Raw genomic sequence first — 306 nt, 5'->3', positions numbered from 1 at the left:
CCTCCATGTTGATACCGAGTACAGAGTACACGCACTTATTGATGATTTTATTGTCTTTGCGCGAATTAAAAACGATTCCATCAAAGAAAACGACAGGATAAATACTGTCAAGAGGTCTGTTCTGCCACTCGTTTACTTCGGGAAGGATCTTGTCGGTTATACGGGAAATGAGTCCCTGAGAAATTTCTGAACCGTAGATCTCATGAAGAGTGTCCTCAATATCACGCTGAGACATTCCCTTAGCGTACATCGCCATGATCTTCTGCTCAATTTCGTCTGTACGGGTCTGTCTTTTTTCGATGATTT

General features: G+C 42.2%; 1 protein-coding gene. It reads right to left on the bottom strand.

The features are described from left to right. On the bottom strand, window positions 1-306 hold a 306-nt coding region (locus tag LI114_RS13890; protein WP_227221155.1), incomplete at both ends, for a transposase.

Source organism: Ruminococcus sp. 210702-SL.1.03, from assembly GCF_020559915.1.
GTDB lineage: Bacteria > Bacillota > Clostridia > Oscillospirales > Ruminococcaceae > YE71.
This window is presented reverse-complemented; position numbering and strand designations above follow the sequence as displayed.